This window comes from Leptospira alstonii serovar Sichuan str. 79601, from assembly GCF_000347175.1.
In the GTDB taxonomy this organism is placed as follows: Bacteria; Spirochaetota; Leptospiria; order Leptospirales; family Leptospiraceae; genus Leptospira; species Leptospira alstonii.
The window spans coordinates 1-20,375 of record NZ_ANIK01000063.1; the positions used below are offsets into that span (position 1 = coordinate 1).

15 protein-coding genes and 1 pseudogene are annotated in these 20,375 nt (G+C 44.6%); 10 read left to right on the forward strand and 6 right to left on the reverse strand.

The window, feature by feature from the left end:
* Window positions 1-370: 370 nt before the first annotated feature.
* On the reverse strand, window positions 371-976 hold the full coding sequence (locus LEP1GSC194_RS13110; protein ID WP_020774046.1) for an LIC10729 family protein: 606 nt from the start codon (window positions 974-976) through the stop codon (window positions 371-373).
* A complete protein-coding gene (locus tag LEP1GSC194_RS23455) occupies window positions 888-1,094 on the reverse strand; it encodes a hypothetical protein (protein ID WP_081605100.1) in 207 nt (68 codons plus the stop codon). The genes LEP1GSC194_RS13110 and LEP1GSC194_RS23455 overlap by 89 nt, the downstream gene beginning before the upstream one ends.
* On the opposite strand from LEP1GSC194_RS23455, the gene LEP1GSC194_RS13115 reads away from it, so the two are divergent.
* From LEP1GSC194_RS13115 to LEP1GSC194_RS13125, 3 genes are all read left to right on the forward strand, one after another.
* Window positions 1,008-1,964 carry a bifunctional riboflavin kinase/FAD synthetase gene (locus LEP1GSC194_RS13115; RefSeq protein ID WP_020774039.1) on the forward strand — a complete coding sequence of 319 codons (957 nt, stop codon included), beginning with the start codon at window positions 1,008-1,010 and terminating at the stop codon, window positions 1,962-1,964. The two genes, LEP1GSC194_RS23455 and LEP1GSC194_RS13115, sit on opposite strands and share 87 nt — an antisense overlap.
* Before the next feature lie 97 nt (window positions 1,965-2,061).
* Entirely contained in the window at window positions 2,062-3,801 is a 1,740-nt protein-coding gene (locus tag LEP1GSC194_RS13120; RefSeq protein WP_020774041.1) for a SpoIIE family protein phosphatase, read from the forward strand.
* 3 nt (window positions 3,802-3,804) lie between these two features.
* Entirely contained in the window at window positions 3,805-5,601 is a 1,797-nt protein-coding gene (locus tag LEP1GSC194_RS13125) for a SpoIIE family protein phosphatase (RefSeq protein ID WP_020774047.1), read from the forward strand.
* A gap of 295 nt (window positions 5,602-5,896) precedes the next feature.
* Here LEP1GSC194_RS13125 and LEP1GSC194_RS13130 read toward each other — a convergent pair whose 3' ends face one another.
* Window positions 5,897-6,853 carry a hypothetical protein gene (locus tag LEP1GSC194_RS13130; protein ID WP_020774044.1) on the reverse strand — a complete coding sequence of 319 codons (957 nt, stop codon included), beginning with the start codon at window positions 6,851-6,853 and terminating at the stop codon, window positions 5,897-5,899.
* 17 nt (window positions 6,854-6,870) lie between these two features.
* Window positions 6,871-8,790: a flagellar filament capping protein FliD gene (gene fliD / locus LEP1GSC194_RS13135; protein ID WP_020774036.1), complete on the reverse strand. Its 1,920-nt coding sequence runs from the start codon at window positions 8,788-8,790 to the stop codon at window positions 6,871-6,873.
* Between the two features lie 345 nt (window positions 8,791-9,135).
* Between fliD and LEP1GSC194_RS13140 the strand changes: the two genes are divergently transcribed.
* Both LEP1GSC194_RS13140 and LEP1GSC194_RS13145 read left to right on the forward strand, forming a co-directional pair.
* Window positions 9,136-9,858, forward strand: a complete 723-nt coding sequence (locus LEP1GSC194_RS13140) for an MIP/aquaporin family protein (protein ID WP_017810012.1) — start codon at window positions 9,136-9,138, stop codon at window positions 9,856-9,858.
* Between the two features lie 54 nt (window positions 9,859-9,912).
* On the forward strand, window positions 9,913-11,109 hold the full coding sequence (locus LEP1GSC194_RS13145; RefSeq protein WP_020774038.1) for a M23 family metallopeptidase: 1,197 nt from the start codon (window positions 9,913-9,915) through the stop codon (window positions 11,107-11,109).
* Between the two features lie 578 nt (window positions 11,110-11,687).
* Here the strand turns inward: LEP1GSC194_RS13145 and LEP1GSC194_RS13150 are convergent.
* Both LEP1GSC194_RS13150 and LEP1GSC194_RS13155 read right to left on the reverse strand, forming a co-directional pair.
* Entirely contained in the window at window positions 11,688-12,332 is a 645-nt protein-coding gene (locus LEP1GSC194_RS13150) for an NAD(P)H-dependent oxidoreductase (protein ID WP_017810014.1), read from the reverse strand.
* A gap of 117 nt (window positions 12,333-12,449) precedes the next feature.
* On the reverse strand, window positions 12,450-12,893 hold the full coding sequence (locus tag LEP1GSC194_RS13155; protein WP_020774040.1) for an Rrf2 family transcriptional regulator: 444 nt from the start codon (window positions 12,891-12,893) through the stop codon (window positions 12,450-12,452).
* Window positions 12,894-13,879: 986 nt separating this feature from the next.
* On the opposite strand from LEP1GSC194_RS13155, the gene ppk1 reads away from it, so the two are divergent.
* From ppk1 to LEP1GSC194_RS13185, 5 genes and pseudogenes are all read left to right on the forward strand, one after another.
* Entirely contained in the window at window positions 13,880-16,018 is a 2,139-nt protein-coding gene (gene ppk1, locus LEP1GSC194_RS13165; protein ID WP_020774045.1) for a polyphosphate kinase 1, read from the forward strand.
* Window positions 16,019-16,034: 16 nt separating this feature from the next.
* Window positions 16,035-17,456, forward strand: coding sequence for an FAD-binding oxidoreductase (locus tag LEP1GSC194_RS13170; RefSeq protein WP_020774037.1), 1,422 nt, complete (start codon window positions 16,035-16,037; stop codon window positions 17,454-17,456).
* A complete protein-coding gene (locus LEP1GSC194_RS13175) occupies window positions 17,456-19,042 on the forward strand; it encodes a bifunctional GNAT family N-acetyltransferase/carbon-nitrogen hydrolase family protein (protein ID WP_020774048.1) in 1,587 nt (528 codons plus the stop codon). The genes LEP1GSC194_RS13170 and LEP1GSC194_RS13175 overlap by 1 nt, the downstream gene beginning before the upstream one ends.
* Entirely contained in the window at window positions 19,024-19,386 is a 363-nt protein-coding gene (locus LEP1GSC194_RS13180) for a transmembrane 220 family protein (protein ID WP_020774035.1), read from the forward strand. The genes LEP1GSC194_RS13175 and LEP1GSC194_RS13180 overlap by 19 nt, the downstream gene beginning before the upstream one ends.
* Before the next feature lie 475 nt (window positions 19,387-19,861).
* Window positions 19,862-20,375: pseudogene (locus LEP1GSC194_RS13185) on the forward strand (IS4/Tn5 family transposase DNA-binding protein); the annotation flags it as partial.

The following is a 20,375-nucleotide window of genomic DNA, read 5'->3' on the forward strand; positions in this document are numbered from 1 at the left end:
CAAATGCGAATTTCGCAACTTCGTTGCGAGCCTACGCTTCCTATCATAACCAACCCCGCAAGTACTTGGATCTCAAGATAAATCTGTCGGAATTACGACAAATCTTCTGTGAAACTTACGCCTGCAACGCGATCCTTAGAGAGCGTTGCATTGAGTTTCCCCTAATTTTGGGTGGTGGGGCGAATAAACTCTATTTCGCTCTCTACGGGTCGCGAAATTGGTGGAAAGGCTCGGGAGGCTTTTCTCTATCAGAAAATCATACTTTTTGCAAGTAAAAAGCTCCATTCTTGTCGGAACACTTGAAAAATGTGCGTTTTTGATCCTTCTTATTCCAAAAACCTTCTTAACTTGTGGGGTTGGTTATGGCTCTCTAAGGATCGCGTTTCAGGGCGCTCGATATATCCCAGATTCCCCAGAAGCGACCGATTTCTCCGGCATTCGGAAGAAGTTTAAAATCCATTCTCCCCTCGATCAACTCGCCGGGATCCACACGAAATCGAACCGGAAACTGAGAAGAATACGTATCGTTTCCCGGAAATCGAACCGTTGCCTTGAGGACTCCGTTCATGTAAATTTTCAGCTCTCTCGGTTTAACACCCTTCGGTCTCTCAGTATATGTAAACTGCGTTAAGTCCAGTTGAACATACAGAGGTTCGTTGCGAAAAGGATCCGCAGTCAGATAAAAACGAAGACCCTCTTCCGGAATCATCCTACAAATCCCGTCTTGAAGCCTAACAATTCCCGCACCGGACGCGAAATCCGGTCTGTCCCTTTCCAACTGCATTCCGTTGTGAATCGCCCAAGTGGAAAGCTCGCTGTAGGTTCTAAAATCTTCCGTATGAAGAGATTCGCCGTCTTCTCCCTGATGTTCGAAGTTGATGAATTTTTTAAATTTCGGATTTTCTTTCGATTGGAGAAACTCCGTATTGGTAAAAGTAAAACAGAAAAGAACGAGTATCAATCGGTGCCAAACCATCTACTCTAGTATCGACAGGATCGGGAAGAATTTGATCACAATCCATACAATTGACCAAGCCGGAAAAACGATTCATTCCCCCTGCGTAGTCACTTTGGGAAATTTCGACGGAATCCACCTGGGACATCAAGCCCTCTTGGATCGAGTTTTGAAGGTTTCTCAAAAAACCGGGCTCGCTTCCTGCGTCGTTACCTACGACCCGAACCCGGCGGTCATACTCGGAAAAAGACCCGAAATGAAAAGCCTCATGACTTTTGCCGACAAGGAAGAATGGATCCGCCGAAAAGGAATCGATTTTCTGGTCGCACTTCCGTTTAACAAGGAATTGGCGGAAATGAGCGCGGAATCTTTTTTAGAGGAAATTCTTCTCAAACAATTGAAAGCCAAAAACATAATCATCGGTTTCAATCACTGTTTCGGAAAAGAAAGAAGAGGCAACTACGAACTCCTAAAAGAATATTCAGAAAAACTAAAATACTCGGTGGAAAAAGTCGACCCCGTGTTTTTGAAAGAAACCAAACTCTCCAGCTCCTACGTAAGAAAGCTGATCGCCGAAGGCAACGTAAAGGAAGCAGCGAGTTGTCTGAATCGATGTTATTCCGTCTCCGGAGTCGTTGTCGGAGGACACAAACGAGGTAGAGAAATCGGATTTCCCACCGCAAACGTTCAAACGAACGTGAACATTCTCCTCCCCGGCATCGGCGTTTACGCGGGACTTACCACAGTGGAAGGAATCGAATATCCTTCGATGATCAACATCGGACGCAACCCGACCTTCGGCGCAAACGCGGTGACCTTGGAGTCGAACATATTCGACTTTCAAAAAAACATCTACGACCAAACGATAAGGATCACTTTCACAGAAAAAATTCGAGACGAGATCAAATTCTCCGGCGTTGAAAAACTGATCGCTCAACTCAAACAAGACGAGATCGCCGCAAGAAACATTTTTAAAACGACAACAAAAGAAAAAACGTCCAATCCTTAAGTGCAGAACGAAAACCGAAAACGATTTGGAAATCGAGAAATAAATATTTTATAGTTTCAAATTCATCGTCGAAACCCATACTGGAGCCGGGTTTTGTATGAATTATTATCTTTTTTTTCCCATGGCGGCTTTCGTCGCAAATACGATGTTCATCGCATTCGTATATGCAAGACGCACCGGAAACCCGATCATTCGTTCTTACCTAATTTATATGGTCGCCTTAGACGTTTGGCTTCTCAATTACATATTCAATTGGTCCTATCCGTCGAAAGACTGGCTAACTTGGGCTTTTAAAATTCTCTCCGTAACATGGCTTCCCGTCGGCGCGCTTTATCTGGAATTCGTTTACACATTTCTGAACAGGGCTCCGGGAATTTTTCTTTGGTTTTTTAGAATCGGAATTCCGATCTCGTATCTGATTACGATTTCTACGGACTGGGTAATTCAAGGAAACGTCCGTTATTACTGGGGAAATGAAAACGAACCCGGCCCTTTGTATCTCTTCGTGACTCTAAGTTTTATCGCGCTTCCCGCCTTTATCGGTTTGGGAATTTTGACCAAGTCCTTTTTCGTTTCGGGAAAGGAACGGAAAAAACAAATCGGCCTGGCAATCATCGGTTCCATGTTCGCGATCTTTTTGAGTTTTTATTCCGAAATCATTCAGGTGGACGATCGGGGCAGAATGTCGTCTATGTCGCTGACTCCGCTCGGAATCGTGATCCAATCCTTTCTGATTTTTATAGCGATCACAAGATACGGTTTTTTAAGAATTAACGTGGAAGGACTCGCGGTGGAACTGTTTCGGGGCATTCACGACGGAATGATTTTGGTAAAACAGGATCGATCCCTTTTTTTTATGAACGAATCCGCCACAAGAATATTAGGTATCCCGAATACTCTACTTTCCCATTTTCATCCTGCCGATTTTTTAAAAGGATATCGGGAAAATCAGAATCATCTTTCCAAAGAATACGAACCCGTTTATAACGCCGATTGTAGAGGAATTGAACTCACACAATCGAATATAGAATTGACGGGAAATGAAAACGGATCCCTTTTCATTCTAAGAGATATCAGCGAAAAGATAGAATACAGGGAAAAAATCGAAAGTATTTATTCCGCTTTCAACAAAGACTTGGAAATCGCAAAAATCGCGCAAACTTCCGTTATTTCCACGAAGTTTCCGGAAAGTTCCAGATATAAGTTTTATTCTCATTTTCAACCGTTCGAACTCGTAGGCGGCGATTTTTTGCGGGCCTTAGAACGATCCGACGGTAAAATCGACATCTTTTTCGCGGACGTTTCCGGACACGGAATTGCTTCCGCGATGGTCGCCGGAATGCTTTCGATTTCCTTTCAGTTGGCGGTGGAAACGGGCCCCTCCCCCAAAGAAGCTTTGGAAAAAATCCAAACCTTACTTTTAAACGCGGTTTTAAACCATCACATTTCGGCGGTTTATCTTTCGTTCGATCCGGACACAAGAATATTAGAATATTCTTATGCAGGTCATCATCCGATTCTGGTTTTCAGGAACGGAGAAATCATTCCTCTGGAAGGCGCGGGAAGAATCCTTTTGATCACATCCGAAACCGAATTGAACAATTATACTTTCCAACTCAAACAAGGAGACGTCTTATTTCTTTATTCGGATTGTCTTTTCGAAGTGAGAAACGCCGAAGGAGAAATACTCGGACACGAAAACTTCATGTTAAAAATGCGCGAGATTCCGGTTTATACTCCTTCCAATATTCTCAAAACCTCAATCGACCAAGCGCTTTCTTTCGGCAACGGAAAACTCACGGACGACTTGGCGATCCTGATTTTGGAGATTTTTTAAAGGATGAATCCTTACGTTCTGATCCCTTTTGCCGCCTTAATCATCAACGGTTCCTTGTTCGCTTTCGTAAGCGCGCTCAAAGGAAAATCCGAAACGGTGACCCTCTATCAAAGGTTCTCTTTTTTACTTTCCATTTGGCACGTCTCTGTCATTTTTTATTGGTCCTTTTTACCCGACAACTGGCCTGTGATCGTTTTCAAAACGTCCTCCTTTGCTTGGATTTTTATCGGTTGTTTGTTCTTCGAATTTACGGTTCGATTTACGGATTCTTCTTCCCGGTTTCTCATCTACTTCTTTAGAGGACTTTGCCTCGTTTCGTTTTTCGTAACGATTAGCACGGATTTGGTGGTCGCCGGAAGTCTGCGCGCTTATTGGGGAGATATGATTCTCGCCGGCCCCTTGTATCTTCCGGTGAGTATTTTCGTAACCGGAATTCCCACGTTAACCGGTTCCTTGATTTTGATCCGGAGCGGCATCCGCTCTTCCAATCCGCTTTTAAAAAAACAATCCAGACTGGTCGCCTACGGAACGGTTCTTACTTATCTGCTCAGTTTCGGCACGACCCTTCTCCCGAGATATTGGAATCCTTCCCTTACGTTTCCTCCGTTAAGTGGCAGCGCGGCGCTCATCCAATCGATTTGTATTTTTATAGCGATACAAAAATACGGATTTATGGATTTAAAACTGGAACATATCGCGTTAAGACTTTATTCCGAAATTAGGGAAGGTGTAATTCTTGTTTCGTCCAAAGGAATTCTTCTCTTCGACAATTTGTCCGCGAGAAAAATGTTACAACTTTCCGATAACGTCAACACAGGGATGACGTTCGATCCGGGCGATTATCTGGAAGATTTTCCTTCCGATTCCTTTTTTGAAAGAAAAGAATTCGTCAATCTGAGCGTAAAAACCGAAAAACCTCCGCAAGGTTCTCCCGAAGATTTTTTGCATATTACGAAAAACAAATACTTGGAAGTCTCCTCCTCCCCGATTCCTCTTTCCGGAAACAAAGAAGGTAAGGTTTACATACTCAGGGACATCACCGAAAAAAAAGAATCCCTGGATAAAATTAGAAAATTATTATATAGATTGGATCTCGATCTGGATCTAGCAAGGGATATTCAGGAGATAATCACTACCCGGGATTTCCCGGATTCCCCGGATTATAAAATCCATTCTCACTTTCAACCCTACGTAAAAGTGGGCGGAGACGTCTTAAACGTGATCAAAGAAAAGGACGAAAGTCTGCATATCCTTTTCGGAGACGTTTCCGGACACGGGATTTCCGCGGCGATGGTGGCGGCTATGACTTCGATCGCGTTCGGCGCGGCTACGGGAAGAAACAAACACACGGACGACAATCTTCTTTTTATACACGGACTTTTAAAAGATACGATCACCCTTCATTCCCTTTCCTCCGTTTATATGAGATACGTTCCCTCCGAAAGAAAATTAGAATATAGTTATGGAGGGCATCACCCGGGTCTGTTGATTAGGGACGGAATTTGCCGCCCTGTCGAAGGTTCGGGAGAAATTCTTTTTACGATCCCGTCCCCGAAAATCCAAAGATACGAACTGGACCTGATCAAAGGAGACAGGATTCTTTTTTACTCGGACGGTTTGTTCGAAGTGAAAAATAACGAAGGAAATATCTTGGGAAGAAATCAATTTCTCGAAGCGATCAAATTCTTAGTTGTGAACGACACGAGTTCCATGATACGTTCGATTCTCTCCTATTCCGGTTCTTACGGAGAAGGAGAGATGTCCGACGACATTACGATCTTTTGTCTGGAAATTCTTTAATACAAGTTCTGTGAAATTCAACGCGAAAGCGATTGTAGCGGAACCAACCAATTGCGATTTCGAAAGTCTGTTTTCTTTTAAGGTTCCGTTGATTGGCGCATTCTATTACAATCCATAGAGAACAACATTGAATTCAAACGCGGTCCGACCGCCGCGGACGGATTCGCCCAAACTTTCCCGAACTCAAAATAGAATCTAACTTAATCTTAATATTCTAATTTTTTAAAATTTAACATAAAACAAACCGCGTCTCATGGCGCGTCGCAATGGATAGATTACGTTTCATTCGTTTTCGTTAGGAAATTTTTTCCCGGATCAGTTTCAAGAACGGTAAAAATTCATCGAGCGTTCCAGGAAGTTCGTACTCGATCGAATCTCCGGCGCGGGTGACGTCCTTCTCCTCCAAGGCGACTGCAATCGACGCGAGAATCTCGTTCAACTCCCCTGTTTTTTCCTCGAAACCGATTCCGTCGATTTGAATCTCTGAAAAATCCAGTTCGGGTTTTTTCAATTTCAAAGTGATAAACGAAGTCAGAAGAACGTTGATCTGAGAGATGGATTGGGTCAGCAACTCCGTCGCTACCTCGTCCTTTCCGGATTGATAAGCTTCGTTTACTTTTACGAAAGCTTCTTTGAGTCCTCCGATGTTATCGATAAACGTATTCAAAATTTCTTTTAGAGTGGGCAGATCAAAATCCAACACTTGGGTTCTTGCGATCAGATCCATTATGAACAGTTTCAGATCTCTCAGATGTTCCAAAAAGATTTCGATGGCCTCCGTGTTATCCAACCTTTCCCAGTTAGACGAAATCTCGGATACGATTTGAGAAACGCTGTTCCCCGTTCCCATCGGTTTGATTTGATCCAGTTTAAGATGCAACAAGTTCGACGCGGAATTCAGAACGCTCTCGATCCATCTGACTCCGTCGCCAAGTTGGTTCGATTCCTCTTCGGTAAGGGAATCCCTTCCGAATAACGTGGAGCCTACTTTGTCCACATAAAGATCCAATTCGGTTAACGTGGAAACGAGAAAGTCCATCTCCTCGCCTACGAAAAATTCCATCTTGGCCGCGGACTCTATTCCTTGATCGTTCATGCTGGAAGCTTGAAATTCCACACCGTCCACGGTACAACCGAGAAGGTATTTTCCTTTCGACTCGACCCATTTGTTGATCTCGCCGAAAACTTCGCCTAACTTCTTTTCGTTTTCAAGAGAACTATCCAAGAGATGTTCGTTGATGTAAATTTCCATTTCACTCTCCTACTCTATCACTCGCTTCTGGCGCCTTTGAGGTTATTGTTCAAATAGGCCCCGACCGCTTTGTTCTTACCGACTCCCTGTTCCATATAAAGGAACTTGGATTTCAGTTTCTTCTCGTAACTTACGAGATGGTTTTCGTATTCCTTAATCTTCTTATTATTGTCCGCGACTTGTTCTTCCAACATCTTCACTTTTCCGGAAACAAGCCCGCCTGCGGACTGAGTATAAGGTTTTATGTGTTCGAGAAGGTCGACCGCAACTCCCGTATCCATTCTCGCGTCCGAGTTCGTATCGATCGCAAAAAGATTTCTGACCGAGTCCGGATTTTCTGCGAGTTTAGTACGAAGTTTTTCCTCGTCCAAGATCAAAAACCCGTCTTGGATATCGGCCCATTTGCTCCCGACGTTTCCGGTGCTGATCCCGATGTCGCTTAACATTCTCGCCGAATTTTCACCGCTTACCGGATAGGAGGAACTCGCCACGGTTTTCATTCCCGCGATCAGACGAAGGACGGTGTGTTCTCCGGATAAAAGACCGGTTTTAGTTTTTCCTTCCCAGAACGTCTGTCCGATTTCTCCGCCGTCTTCCTTGCCGTCTCCGACCGTCGCGTTCTTATCCACTGCGGTGGATTCTTTAGAGAATTTTAATACTGTGTTGTATGCGGCCACGAATTCCTTGATCATTTCAAGACCCTTGTCCGAATCCGTTTTGATATCTATGTTTACCGGACCTTCCGTTTTTTTATGAAGGTTGAGAGAAACCCCGTCGAGAACGTCGGTGAGCCCTTCGTTTTTAGGGCGATTGACTTCGATCCCGTCCACGAGAAACACCGCGTCCTTTGCCTCCGTGATTTGTTTGGCGGGTTTGGCCCCTCTGAATTCTCCCGGAATTACTATATGAAAAGATTCTAATAGAACCGTTTTACCGCTCGAGTTCGCAAAAAGGATCTTATGAGCCTTCTGGCCCGACGGAAAGTTTTTCAGATTGAGAACTACTTTACCGTCCTGTCTGGAAGCGGTCTCGAAGATCATCTTCTCTTTGTCGTTTTCTTTATAAAGAATTCCTAATTCTAGTTTGTCTTCCGGAGCGAACTCCGTCGAGGTCGCAAGTTCGATTCTCGTATTCTTCTTCAATTCCATCGCGGGAATTCCGAACTGAAACGAACCTACGCTTGCGATTTCCAACCATTTCTTTCCATTCTCTTCTTTGGGAACGGTTTTAGAATCCGCGGGAACTCCGTATTTCTCCGGTTGGAAAACCAGGATTTGATCTTGTTCGGGAAGAAGATTCGACTCCTTCGGAGGATCTGCGGGTTCTGTCGCGCCCACGAGATTGGCGGCTTGTAAAACTCCATTAGAATCTTCGAATTTAAGTTTGTGGTCCTTTCCGGATAACGCGGCCGTGAGGGTGAGAACGTAATTGTCCCCGTCCACTTTGACGAGCCCCGTGTTTACAAGACCCGCCGCCGATATCTTGATGAACGAAGCGAGATCGCGGATCGTTCCTCCTGAAAATTCGATTTCCTTTTCGGAATCTCCGGAAAGGATCTTAAACCTTCCAGAAGGAATTTGTTTGTTCGCGTCGGTTTTTTCACCGGAGATTTGGTGATTGGTTGCAAGTTCCTTAATTTCGATCTTACGTTTACCGGCGCTCGCGGAACGGGAAGCGTCTCCGCTGATTAAACCCGCCGGTTCCGAAACGATACTTTTCATCGCAAAAGGAGCGGTAAAAGAGATGAGGGCTCTGGTTTTATTTTGCAAGTCGGTCGCGGCTACTTTGAGATCGCCCCACGCTTTGGATTGAGCTTTGTTAAACGAATTCTGTTGTTCAAGCCGACGGATCGGCTTTGCTTCCAATTCCACCAGTTTTTTTACGATCATATTCGTGTCTTGTCCGGTGCTGAGTCCTGGAATCGTAAACGCGGGCATCTTGTTCTCCTACATTCCTAATCGGTAAAATCGGAAAAAAGATAAGGGAAAATGAAAAAATTCGAGGCCGGAAAAACCGATTGCCGATCCTAGATGTCCGTGGATTTTAGTTAACGTAAGTTCCGCATAATCGACGCGAAAGCGATTGAAGCGAGATCAACAAATTGGAATGGCGAAAGTATTTTGTTTTTCGATTGATCCGTCAATTTGTTGATCAGAGCAGAAAGCGCGGTCCGGCCAAAAAACTAAAGCGGCGCTGCTTATAGATCGCAGCGTCAGGGCCGGATTCGCCCAAACTTTCTTACAGAGAATTCATGTTAGAAACGGTCTTCATAGGGGGAATCGATGTTATCGCCTGTTTTGGGAGAATTTTTAGGAACCTTCGTTTTGATCCTTTTGGGAAACGGCGTTGTGGCCGGGGTTTTACTCGAACATAGTAAATCCAAGGACAGCGGTTGGATGGTGATCACCGCCGGTTGGGCCTTTGCGGTGATGATCGGAGTTTTTACTTCCAACGCATTCGGAAGTTCGGACGCTCATCTCAACCCCGCGGTAACGCTTGCATTTGCAATCAAATCGGGCGACTATTCCAAACTTGTTTTCTACGTACCCGCGCAAGTCGCTGGAGCTTTTTTCGGAGCCTTCTTCAATTACCTGCATTACCTTCCTCATTGGAAAGAAACCAAGGATCCCGGAAAAATTCTCGCGGTCTTTTCGACCGAGCCCGCGATTTCGCATATCGCGTCCAATTTTTTCAGCGAGTTCTTAGGTACCTTTCTACTCATCTTGGGAATCGTTTCGATTTTCTCGCCTTCCATGCAGGGCCTAAGCGCGCATTTCGGAACGTTCTTGGTGGGGATTTTGGTTTGGAGCATCGGACTTTCCATGGGAGGAACGACCGGATATGCGATCAATCCCGCAAGGGATCTCGGGCCGAGGATCGCGCATTTTATTTTGCCGATTGCGGGGAAAGGTTCTTCGAACTGGAAGTACGCTTGGCTACCGGTCGCGGCTCCTCTGAGCGGCGCGGCCTGCGCGGGTTTTATATTAGGATTTTTGAAAGTTTAAAAAGCAGAATTCCATTTTACGAATTTATTGTGTTTCCGAAATCATGGACCTAAGATGCGAGATCGTGTTGTCGCTTTATTTTTTATAGTAGCGTTTTCCTTCGGATTATCCGCCGAAACCTCCGACTTAGAAGGGGAATGCAAACCCAAAGAATGGATCTGCGTTCTTACCCGCAACGATAACAATAGGATCGAATTCTACGTTCAAAACCAAACTCCTTCGGGAGAATATCCGTTCGTGGCTTATTTCAACTTTACGACTCTGGAAAATTTCAAGTCCGACGTTAGTCTTCCGTTTCATTTCGTTTCCAAGGGAAATTCGGAGCCGAAAAAAATTCTTACCCTAAGTCCTTTAAATATCCGTAAGACGGGTTCTTACAGTTCAAACATTTATGTGAGAGCGGGAGACGTGGACGCTTCCAAAGATAGAAACGTTACGTATCGATTGCCGTTTGAAATCGCTTCCAGAGTGGGACAAGGTTATAACGGCAAGTCCACTCATTCAGGAGAATTTTCTTATGCTTTGGATTTTATTCTTCCGGAGGGAAGTTCCGTCCTCGCCGCAAGGGGCGGACTTGTGATCGCCACGGAAGACAAATTTCATTCCGGGGGAATCACTCCCTTCTTCAAAGACAAGGCCAACTTTATTCGGATTCTCCACAAGGACGGAAGTATCGCGGAATACGGTCATCTGAAACACAAAGGAGTTTTAGTTCGGATAGGACAAGTCGTTCAGACCGGAGAAAAAATCGGTTTTTCCGGAAACACTGGCTTTAGCAGCGCCCCCCATTTGCACTTTCACGTATTAAAACCTACGATCGACTTTCAAACCTTGGAATCCTTTCCCACTTCTTTCGAGACCGACGAAGGACTGTTAGACGAACTCAAAACGGGAGCGGTGTATTGGAATCCTTCAAACGTCTTGCCTGCGGGAAAAATTTTCTTTGAAGAGGATCTAAAGATTTGTTCCGAATTCGTTCAGAAAAAACTTTCCGACTGCGAGGAAAAATTCAATCCTCAAAAAGGACCGATTCTCGTACTCGAGGTGAGAAAACCGGGAAAATACGATCTGAAGGTCGAAATATGCAATTCGGAATCGACCTGCAAAAGAATCGATTGGGTCCTTCAACCTCAATGGAAGTCCTCCGTTTTCCACTTCGACTGGAGTTTGTTTCCCGGGCATCCGGGAAAGTATAGAATCCAAGTCATCAACGACATCGAGATCATCAAAACTTGGATCGTAGAGAAATAAAGAACGAGGAATCTTTTCGCTCCAACAAATCGTCATCATCCGGTTTATTAGGAATTAGGAGACAAATATAAAAACGACGACCCGAATTCGGAAGAAGAAATTTGGATTCCGATTCGACCGAAACGCGATAAGAGAAAAATCAGCCTTTAGGGTTTGTCCCAAATCCCATCTATCGATCCGTAGTAGGGCGTGAGATTGAGTTTCTTCGAGCGACCTGAATTGCGACCCATAGGAAATAATTTATGAGAGTTTACCAATTGCCGCCGCATAGGTCACTTGAAACGTGGGAACTCACACGCTTTAGATGTCGACGCAGCAATCAGTCATGCCATCAAGCGGTGTTTTAAAAACCGATGGAAAATTTAAGAGACATATCGAAATGAATTCATCTCAAGGCGACATAAACTACGAGCCTGTTCCAAAACAAGAAAGGAAATTTGCAGGAGTTCCCACATTTTCGAGTTTTCGAACAAGTTCTAAATTAACGTGAATTCGTGAAAAAAGTTCGGCGAATCCGGTCTTGGCGGACCAATCGAGCGATCCTTAGAGACCGAGGATTGCCGACGAGGAGCGGGCCGTCAAACCGCTGCGGAAGAATAATGAATCAAGAAATCTTCTTTCGCCTTACGAACCTTAGGCGCGTTTACGATTCCGTCCTTCTCAACATCCCGATAACCGAGCGCAAGAATCGAGGTGGATCTCAGTCCCTTTTCTTTTAGTTGGAGCAATTCATCCAGAGCCGCCGGATTAAAACCTTCCATAGGAGTCGCGTCCACACCTTCCACCGCTGCCGCAACGACCCCGGTTCCGAGCGCGATGTATGCCTGTCTCGCAGCCCAATGGAAGCTCGTTTCCTCGGTATGAGTTTTCAACCAACCGAGGATGGAATCCTGAAAACCTTGCAGTGCCTCCGTAGAAACGTTTCTGGTATTTGCAATTAATTGAATGTGTTCTCTGATTTTATCCTCGGTTACTTTGTCCCAAGCGGCAAAAACGAGTATATGAGAGGATTCTAATATTTGCGGCTGATTGAATGCGATCGGAAGGATTCGACTTTTAAGATCCTCGTCCTCGATGACAAGGACCTTGTAAGGTTGTAATCCAAAGCCGGAAGGGGTTAAACGAAGCGATTCTAAAATTCTTTCCAGTTTTTCCCGAGGTAGTTTCCGACCCGTCATTCTTTTTGTCGCATACCGCCAATTGAGTTTTTCCAACAAATCCATGTTTAACTTCTCCCTATCCTAATTTTCGGTTCTTTCATTTCTTTGGAACCTTCATGTTATTTTGTTACTAATAACATAACAACAACCGTAAAAAAAGGAAAAGGAAAAAACAAGAAATCACCGGGAAAGAGACATTTTTTTTTGGCACTCGCCACGGACCTGTTTCATTACGTCTTCGAGAGAGAATTCCCCTAGTTTGGTTTCGAGAGCGGCTTGGGCTTGCGCGAACATACATTCCAGCGTGGGAAGAATTCCCATTCCAACGGTACAATCCTGTTTTGGATGGTCGTGAATGTTAAACAGGCACTCGGCTTCCTCGATCGCTCTGTAAATATCGGAAAGTCGGATCTCCGCCGCAGGTTTTGCAAGGGAGGCACCGGGAACTCCTTGTCTGGAAAGAACCAAACCGGCCTTTCTCAGTTTTCCGATCAGAGTTCTGACGATTGCGGGATTGGTTCCTACCGATTTTGCGATCGTATCCGAGGTGGTATCCCCACCTTTTGCATCTTCCAGGAAGGTTAGAATGTGAATTGCAACGGCGTAACGACTCGGAATGGCCAAGATTTTTGTTCCTTTAGACAGTATTCAATGGTTTAGACAGGTCCCTGCCAAGAAGAATTCGGGGTTTCTTTGGAATAATAATCGGTTTTTATTCAGGAATTCCCGTTTTAAAAAATAGGAACCCGTTTTCAGAGGTTCGTAACAGGGAATGTCTCCACAACGCGGTTTCGAGAAAGACTCGTTTGAGTTTCCTGAGGCGGAATTCAGTCTGGGAAGACTCTGGAGGTTTTTCCATATAAGAAAATCATAATTTTGCAAGTAAAATCTCCTTTTGTGGGAACTCCCACAGGAACTCCCTGACTTACGCGTTTTGATCCCCATTATCCTTTCAACTTGTGGGTTGGTTAGGACCGAAATCGAACACTTGACGCCTATCCACTTACATCTTTGGCGGGCGCATGGTCGGGTGCGGTTTTCCGATACAAAAGAAAAACTCTTTGAAACGACCCGACCACCAGGCTCTCCGCTTCGGTCCATTCCGGTCAATCGGTACATCGAAAATAAACTTTGAAAAGGAATGGACCCCGCCTCGATCCTTTGCGCGGGGTTTTTCTGAAATATCGCAATAAGATTGTAGGAGTTCCCACATTTTCAGGGACAAAGGGATGGGATTCTAGGGGCTAAGCGCTATTTTTATGATTATGAGCAAAACTTTGCTTTCTTTCTAAAAATCTAGGAACTCCTAGATTTTTCAGTGGAACAGGAATCGAATCTCTTTCCGTATCACTCCAATTCAAACGAAAAACGGGAACCCTAAGCCGCCCAAACCTCGCGGCCCAAGGCGCCGTTTCCAGTGCTCGGTAAACTTTCCCATTCCCTACCTTATGATCTCTTCCTTCATCCGTCCAATATAAGGGAAGCCAAGTCGGTTCCACAAAATCACCCTTAGAATCATTGACTCCTCGATAAAGCAGGTTTAAACAGGAATAGAATTCCCCGACAAGATCAAGTCTCCGGGGGATTTTTGAAAATTTTCAGGAAATCTAATGTCAAAACCAAGAGTACAAGGCCAAACTCCGCCGACCGCCAAACAAAGCGATTCTTCCAACGGAAACCAGCCGGAAATTCATTTGAATAACCCGAACATATTTTTCGATCGGGAACTTTCCTGGGTCGATTTCAACCGACGCGTATTGGAAGAAGCGAACGATCCTGAAAATCCGCTTTTGGAAAGGCTGAAATTCTTAAGTATCACCGAAACCAACCTCGACGAATTTTATATGGTTCGAGTCGCCGGACTTCGCAATCTCGTAAAGGAAGGAAACGACGAAAGAAGTTTAAACGGAGACAGCGCGTCCGAAATTCTATCGGACTTATCCGATAAAGTCCGCGCATTCGTAAGGGAAGAATACGAAACACTTTCCAGAACATTAGAAGAATTGAAAGTGGCCGGAATCCATTTGATTCTCAATCCGGAAAAATTGACGATCGAAGAGATCAAACAGATCCAAAATTATTACAAGGAAGACGTATCTCCGATTCTAACTCCTCTCGCAATCGATACGGCGCATCCGTTCCCGCACATTCTAAACAAATCCTTGAACCTCGCTATGGTCCTAAGCACCGAAGACGAAAAAACCGGAGGAAAAAAAGATCTGTTCGCAGTCGTGCAAGTGCCGTCCGTACTTCCGCGGTTTCTACAACTGAAAGGCAAAGGAGAAGAAAGAAGATTTTTCCCTTTGGAAGAAATCATCAAACTACACGTAGACGATCTTTTTTACGGAATGACCGTAAAGGAAATCTATCCGTTTCGAATCATAAGGGACGCGGACATTTCCATCGACGAGGAAAAATCGGTCAAAGACCTGCTCATCACGATGAAGGACGAACTGAGAAACCGAATCTGGGGAGACGCGGTTCGTATGGACATTCATCAGGGAACCTCCCCTTTTATCAAAAACACTTTGAGAGAACTCTTGGAGCTCCAAGATCACGAGGTATTCGACGTAGCGTCCATCTTAAACATAAACGACGCGATGTTCTTTTACGGACTGGATCATACCTCCAAACTCAAGTATCCTTTTTTTCAACAGAAGACGACTCTCAAGTTCGATACTCCGGAAAAAATTTTCGAAGCGATCAAAAAGAAGGACAGACTTCTGCATCATCCTTATCAATCCTTCTCGGCTATCGAAGACTTGCTCCGGATTTCTTCCGAAGATCCGAAGGTTCTCGGAATCAAGATGACCTTATATCGTACGAGCGGGGACTCGCCGATCATTCAGTTCTTGGGACAGGCCGCGGAGAACGGAAAACAAGTGACCGTTCTTGTGGAGCTCAAGGCCCGTTTCGACGAAGAAAGAAACATCAAGTGGGCTCAAAAACTCGAAGCGCGCGGTGTTCACGTAGTCTACGGCGTAGTCGGATTAAAAATTCACTGCAAGATGCTTTTGATCGTTCGAAAGGAGGACGATCACATGGTGCGTTATGTGCATCTTGGAACCGGAAATTACAATTCGACAACTTCCAAATATTACACCGATCTCAGTTTTTTTACGGTCAGTAAACAGATTACAGAAGACGTTGCCACGATCTTCAACACGATTACGAGTTACGCAAAGATGCCGACCCTGAATTTTTTATCGGCGTCTCCTCACAACTTAAAATCGACGTTTCTCACGATGATCGACAAGGAAAGGGAGAATGCGCTCGCGGGCAAACCCGCCAAAATCATCTTCAAGATGAATTCTCTCGTAGATCCGCATATTATCCTTTCCTTATATAAGGCAAGCCAAGCGGGGGTTAAAGTGGATCTGATCATCCGTGGGATTTGTTGTCTCAAACCCGGACTGAAGGGAATTTCGGAAAACATCACCGTGTTATCGATCGTCGGAAGATTTCTCGAACATACGAGAATCTACTACTTTCATTCGGGCGGTTCCGAATCCGTTTTCCTCGCGTCCGCGGATTGTATGCCTAGAAACTTCGAAAGAAGAATCGAGGTTCTTTTTCCGATCGTAGAAAGCAAAAATAAGGATCGAATCAAAAAAATCCTGGACGTTCAGTTGCGGGACAACGTAAAGGCGAGATTTTTGCACCCGGACGGACATTACGTAAAAAGAATATTAGAAAAGGACGAAAAACCCGTAGACTCTCAAATCGAAAGGATGACCTTCGCGGAATAAAAACCCAAAAACAAATATGACTACTACGACTTCGACAATCAACAAATCGGAACTCAAATCCCTCATCGGACCCGGAAAGATATTTTTTAGAAACGATCCCGACTTCGACGAAACGACCTTTCTTTCCTTCGGTACGGACAGAACCAAGGTTTATAAACCCGACTTCGACATTCTCGCGTTTCCGACCACAACGGAAGAAGTTGCAAAAATCGTAAAGTATGCGTACGAAAACGAGATTTCAATCGTTCCTTCCGGCGGAAGAACCGGATACGCGGGCGGAGCGGTCGCAAAAAATAAGGAACTGGTCCTTTCTCTTTCCAAGATGGACAAGGTTTTGGATTTCGATCCATTTTTCGGAAGTATCAAAGTCCAAGCGGGAATGATCACCAAAAATCTTCATAGGGAAGTCGAAGAAAGAAATTTCTACTTCCCCGTGGATTTCGCTTCGACCGGCTCTTCCCATATCGGAGGAAACATCGCGACAAACGCGGGCGGAGTGAGAGTCGTTCACTACGGACTGATTCGTCAATGGGTTTTAGGACTTACGGTGGTTACCGGAACAGGCGAAATTATAGAATTCAACGGAGAGGTTCTCAAAAACAATACGGGATACGATCTCAAACAATTATTCATCGGCTCGGAAGGAACGTTAGGCGTCATTACGGAAGCGACTCTCAAATTGACGACTAAACCTCTGGACAGTCGGGTCTTGCTCGTCGCGGTTCCGGATTTCTCTTCCATTCTTTCCTTATTTCAGGAAACACACCGGGTAAAAGTTCCCCTACTCGCCTTTGAATTTTTCACGGAATATTGTCTGGGCAAAGTGATATCTCATCTCGGCGTTCCCGATCCGTTTCAGTCTCCGAGTCCATATTACGTTTTGATGGAATTTGAAATCGCCGACGAAGCCGACGACGAAAAGTTGTTCGGATTTTTGGAAACGATCACCGAAAAAGGTCGGATCAGCGACGGAAGCCTCGCCCAGAATTCCAGACAATCGGAAACATTTTGGAAATACAGGGAAGGAATCAGCGAAAGTATTTCCATCGAATACACCGTCCACAAAAACGACATTTCTCTTCCTTTGAGAAACATGGAACCGTTTCTCGTCGATATGGAAACGTTGTTAAACGGAAAGTATCCCGGTTTTGAAATCGCCCTCTTCGGTCACGTGGGAGACGGAAATCTTCACCTAAACATCGTCAAACCGAAGGATCTTTCCAACGAGGAATTTTTCAAAAAATGCAAGGACGTGGACCCGGATATGTTTCGTTTATTACAAAAATATCATGGATCGATCAGCGCGGAACACGGAATCGGCCTTTTAAAAAAGGACTTTCTCCATTTTTCCAGAACGCAGGCCGAAATTCTTTTGATGAAGGAAATCAAAAAATCAATGGATCCTAAAAACATCATGAACCCGGATAAAGTATTCTAATGATTTCCACAAACGGCTCCTCCGGCGGCAAAAGACCGAGCAAGAAAAAGAAAAAAATACAATCCGAACATCGGATTGTTATGCGAAGTCTTACTCTGGATGATTACGCGGACGTTAAAGAGATCATGGACATCGTCTTTCCGGAGTTCGACGGAGCTTGGAAAAAAAATCAGTTCGAATCTCAGATCACGAAGTTTCCCGAAGGACAAATTTGTATCGAAGACAACGGAAAAGTCGTCGGCGCCGCGATCAGCCAAATCGTCAAGTGGTCCGATTACGGGGATAATCACACTTACGAGGAAATCGTCGGCAAGGGAGATCTCAAAAATCATAACGAAAAGGGAGACTCTCTATACGGTGTCGACATTTTCGTTCATCCGGAATACAGAGGTTTGCGTCTTGGCCGAAGATTATACGATGCAAGAAAAGAACTCTGCGAAAAATTGAATCTCAAACGGATCGTCGTCGGCGCGTGGATGCCCGGTTACGAAAACTACGAAGATTCCATGACTCCGGCTCAATACATCGAAAAGGTAAGGGACAAGGAAATCTACGATCCGGTTCTTTCCTTTCAACTCGCAAACGGTTTCCACGTTCGCAAACTGAAACGGGGATATTTCGGACACACGAAAGGTTTCAGCTCTTACGCGGTTCTATTAGAATGGTTGAATATATATTACGAGAAGGAAGAAACCGCTCTGATCGGAGGACAAAAGACGGTCATTCGGGTCGGAGTCGTTCAGATGCAGATGCGTCCCGTAACCGGAATCGAAGAACTGATGCGTCAGGTGGAATTTTTCGTCGATACCGTGGCGGGATACAACGTCGATTTCGTATTATTTCCCGAATTTTTTAATGCGTCTTTGCTTGCAAGATACAACGACAGAAGCCCTTCGGACGCGATGCGCGCGCTTTCGAGTCATACGGAAAACATCATCGAAAAGATGACGGAACTTGCGGTTTCATACAACGTGAACATCATATCCGGTAGTATGCCGGAATATAGGGACAATACTCTTCACAACGTTTCTTATCTCTGTAGAAGGGACGGAACCTACGAAGAACAATATAAGCTGCATATAACTCCGGACGAGGATTTTTATTGGGGCGTCAAGGGAGGATACAATCTTTCGGTATTCACTACGGATGCTTGTAAGATCGGAATTCTCATCTGTTTTGATGTGGAGTTTCCGGAACTCCCCAGATTTTTGGCCGAACAAGGAATGGATATTCTTTTTGTTCCGTTTTATACGGATACGAAAAACGGTTACAATCGAGTCAGACATTGTGCGATGGCCAGAGCGATCGAAAACGAATGTTACGTAGTGATCTCCGGTTCGGTCGGCGCGCTTCCTCATGTGGAGAATATGGACATTCAATACGCTCAGTCCGCCGTTTTTACACCTTCCGATTTCGCGTTTCCTCACGACTGTGTGGCTGCGGAGTCCGTTCCGAATACGGAGATGACTTTGATCGCCGACTTGGACTTGGATCTTTTAAAGGAACTCCGTAAAAAAGGGTCCGTTCGAAATTTATCCAATCGAAGAAGAGACCTTTACGAACTTAAATGGATTTACGAATCATGAAAATTTTTTCAACCCTCGCGATTTTAATCTGGCTCGTATTTGCGGGACTTCAGTGGAACGATCCCGATCCTTGGCTTTGGATTCCTCTTTATATGAGTGTGGTCGTTTTATATGCAGGATTCTTAATGTATCCCGGTAAAACAAAACTCTGGCTCGGAACGTCCCTGATTTTTTCCGTACTTTTTTCGGCAGGGGCCGTATTTGCGGCTTTGCAGATCCAAAACTTATCTTTCGACGACGAGGTCACTAGAGAAACGGGCGGTTTGATTTTATCGGCGATTTGGTCCGTAATTCCCGGATATACAATTCATAAGAGAGAAAAGAATACAATTCCAAAGGGATAAAATCCTTCAATACCGCGATTTTTTAAATTGAAAACTTCTCGGTTTTTCATAAATTCGATCGTCGCACCCCGAAGTGAAAGAAGGTAATTTATAAATTTCGCATATTCTTGATTTATTGATTGCTTTTTTGACCCGTTATTTTTCGAAAAAGCGCGGTTGCGCCTGCGTCAAACCGATCCAGCTCCAAATAATTCCATCGGATAAGATGATTTTATTTTTCATTGGAGCCGTTCTTTTCACGGAGGATTGTCGTAATTCCGACAGATTTACAGCGTGTCCCAAAACTTAATTTTACATTATCAAAAAGATCAAGCTGCAAGGTTCTGTCCCTATCGAGCGACCCGTAGAGAGCGAGATTGAGTTAAACCTTTCGCGACCTGAAACGCGATCCGTAGTGAGCCATAACCTTACCCACAAATATGAGAAAAAACTAGATTTTTCAACCTTTATTTCCAAAGTTAGTAAGGGCCTTATAATGAACACTACACATTGGAGTAGTACACTCGGAACGGAATTAGATTGGGTGGAAGAAGAATATTTATCGCTGAACTTGGGAGATAAGCGATTAGATAAACGACTCAAGAAAATCGTGAGCGTGATGACAAAACGAGGAGGAACGAGTTTGCCAGATATATTTGGCAATTGGTCAGGCACGAAAGGAGCGTATCGCTTTTTTTCGAATCCGAAAGTATCATCGGAAAAGATCATAGAACCTCATAGTCAAGCAACAAAGAAACGACTTCACCAACAAGAAACAGTCTTGGTATTAAGCGACACAACGAAATCTATTATAGAAAAAGGGATCGTGTAGATGACTTGGGGCCGATGAACTCGGAATACAATCAGGGTCTTCTTTTGCATCCATCGATAGCTTTACGACTGAGGAATCCCTTTAGGCATCCTGGATTTTAAAATGTGGTCACGTACGGAATTAGGCGCCAACCAAAATCAAGACGGAAGAAAAATGTCCATAGAACATAAGGAAAGTG